Source organism: Photobacterium sp. BZF1, assembly GCF_014349205.1.
Classification (GTDB): domain Bacteria; phylum Pseudomonadota; class Gammaproteobacteria; order Enterobacterales; family Vibrionaceae; genus Photobacterium.
The window spans coordinates 1-3,224 of record NZ_JACSOF010000267.1; the positions used below are offsets into that span (position 1 = coordinate 1).

Annotated in this window: 1 protein-coding gene; it reads right to left on the bottom strand. The window is 48.3% G+C overall.

All coding sequences use genetic code 11. The features are described 5' to 3' along the window. Nucleotides 1-152 precede the first annotated feature (152 nt). On the bottom strand, nucleotides 153-3,224 hold a 3,072-nt coding region (locus BIZ37_RS29735), incomplete at its 5' end, for an efflux RND transporter permease subunit (protein WP_187464611.1).

Consider the following 3,224-nt stretch of genomic DNA (forward strand, 5'->3'; position numbering starts at 1 on the left):
GAACACCCTTGCATAGGCTAACGGTTCTCGCTCGACTGAGCCCGTAGAGGACTTTCACCTCCTAGGTTGACACCATGCTCGGCGCACCATAAAAAAAGCTCCCATCTCTGGGAGCTTTCTATTTATCTGATACTTAGCATTACGCTACAGCGTTACTCATCATCAAGCGGAATCAACTTAGTTGAACCACCATGGAATTTCTCACGGCGACGCTGTACCAGTGCAAAGAAGCCAGGGATCAAGAAGGTTCCTGCCAACAACACACATAGCAGACCACCGGTTAGGGAAATACCCAACGAGTTCTGGCTGATGTGACCTGCACCGTTGGCAAAGATCAGAGGTAGAATACCTAGGATAAACGACCAAGACGTCATATTTACCGCGCGGAAACGAAGCTTACCACCACGTACCGCAGCTTGCTCGATATCCAACTCTTTCTCTTCGCGCTCAATCTTAGCGAATTCTACAATCAGGATGGCGTTCTTAGCTGCAAGTGCAATCAAGAGAACCAAACCGATCTGCGCATACAAGTTCAACGGCGTGCCGGTCAATGCTAGCGCCAAGAATGAACCCAAGGTCGCCACCGGTACTACCAAGATGATTGCCAGAGGAATACTCCAACTCTCGTACTGGGCCACCATGAACAGGTAAATAAACACAAGTGCTAGTGCGAAAGCATAGATTGCTTGGTTACCCGCTTTAACTTCCTGGTAAGCCATACCGGTCCATTCGTACTGGTAGCCCTGAGGAAGAACTTCTGCTGCTACACGCTCCATGGCTGCGATTGCGTCACCACTTGAGTAACCCGGCGCTGGACTACCCTGGATAACAGCTGAACGGTACATGTTGTAACGCCATGCAACGTCTGGCTCAAATACCTGCTCAACCGACGTAATGGTACTTAGCGGGATCATCTCACCAGATGCTGAACGTACGTGGAATCGTTGTAGAGCATCTAGGCCATCACGATAGTCACTATCAGCCTGAACGGTTACACGGAAGTTCTTACCGTATAGAGTAAAGTCATTCACATACATTGAGCCAAGGTTACCCTGTAGCGTCTGGAAGATTTCCGTTAGTGGAATACCCAGTTGCTTGGCTTTAACACGGTCAACATCAATGTAGTAGTGAGGTACGTTTGCACGGAATGTACTAAAGGTAAATTGGATCTCTGGTTGCTGGTTAGCCGCCTGAATCATTTCACCCATGACATTTGCAAGATCTGTTCGGCTTCGGCCCAAAGTATCTTCAAGCACAAACTCGAAACCATCAGCCGCACCCATACCCGGTACTGCCGGAGCACCCATTGCAAAGACAATCGCTTCAGGAAGCTCCATTGCCGCACGACCATTTACACGGTTCGAAATGGCAAAAGATGAGTGATCCCCTTCCATTGCATTTCGCTCATCCCACTCTTTCAACTTAATGAACAGGGAAGCACCGTTTGAGGCAGCAGCACCTGTCATGAATGCATAACCGTTTGCAACGGTAATACCTTCAATACCTGGTTCGTCGGCAAGGATCTCCTGAAGTTTTTCAGTTGTTTCTTCAGTACGAGATAGAGAAGCCGAGTCAGGTAACTGAACGTTTACCAGCAAGATACCCTTATCTTCCGTCGGTACAAACGCCGTAGACGTTGTTTTCGACAGGAAGGTTACCGCACCAACAGCAAGTACGAAGAAGGTCACAAGCAAAGCAACTTTGCGCACCATGAAGCCAGCAATGGCGCCGTACTTCATCGTTACCTTATCAAGACCACGGTTAAAGACTTCAAACCAACGAGCTGTGTTGTCACCACCTTGCTTAAGCACCAAAGAACATAGTGCCGGAGAAAGTGTCAATGCGTTGATAGAGGAAATGATTACCGAGATACAAATCGTTAGTGCGAACTGGCGATACATGATACCGGTGATACCTGGCAGCATGGCTACAGGTACGAATACCGCTAGAAGTACCAATGTTGAGGTCACAATCGGACCTGTTACTTCCTTCATCGCAATAAGCGTAGCTTTCGCCGGAGTCAGGCTTGGGTCGCGTTTCATATTGGTATCGACCTGCTCGATAACCAGAATCGCATCATCCACCACGATACCGATGGCCAGTATCAAGCCGAACAAGGTAACGGTGTTATTGGTAAACCCAGCAGCCAGCATAATCGCGAAAGTACCGATAAGCGATACTGGAATCGCAACAACCGGAATCAAGGTCGAGCGTACGCTACCCAGGAACATGTAGGTTACAGCGATTACCAGCAAGATCGCCTGGATCAAGGTAACCACAACACCTTTGATAGATTCAGCAACGAAAAGGGTTGTATCGTAACTGGTCTCGTACTCCATACCTTCAGGGAAGTCGACGCTCAAGCGCTCAAGCAAGTCCATGACCGCTTGGCCACTTTCCAGTGCGTTGGCATCGGACTGAAGGTTTAGCGCCACGATAGAAGCATCCTGACCACGGAACATACCATTACCGCTATAGAACTTCTTACCTAGTTCAACGCGGGCGACATCCTTTAGGTAAACCATAGAACCGTCGTTGTTAGCACGAAGAACCACGTTCTCGAACTCTTCAACAGTTTCTAGTCGACCTTTAGTTACCAGGTTGAACTGCACTTCCTGAGGATTGTTGTACGGTGCGGCACCGACCTGACCAGCAGCTACCTGAACATTCTGCTCAGCAAGTGCTGCATTAACATCAGACGTCGTTAGGTTAAGGTTGGCCATTTTCTCAGGGTTTAGCCAAACACGCATCGCGTATTCGCCACCACCGATAACATTAACCTCACTGATACCCGTAACACGCGCCAGCTGATCTTTAACATTCAAGTTAATGTAGTTGATCAGGAACTGGTCATCATACCTACCGTCTGGTGAGTAAAAGTTAAGTACCATCAGCAAGTCAGGCGAACGTTTCTTAACCGTCACACCTACCATACGTACTTCAGCTGGTAGCTTGGACTCGATCTGAGAAACGCGGTTCTGAACGTTAACCTGCGCCATATCCGGATCAGTGCCGATATCAAAGGTTACGTTCAAGTTATAAGAACCATCGTTAGCACTCTTAGAAGACATGTAAATCATGTTTTCTACACCATTGACCGATGCTTCAATTGGGTCGGCTATCGCCTCTTCAACGGTTTCGGCACTTGCACCAGAGTAGACGGCTGTTACACCAACGGATGGAGGACTGATTTTTGGATATTCAGCCACTGGCAGGTTAAGTAC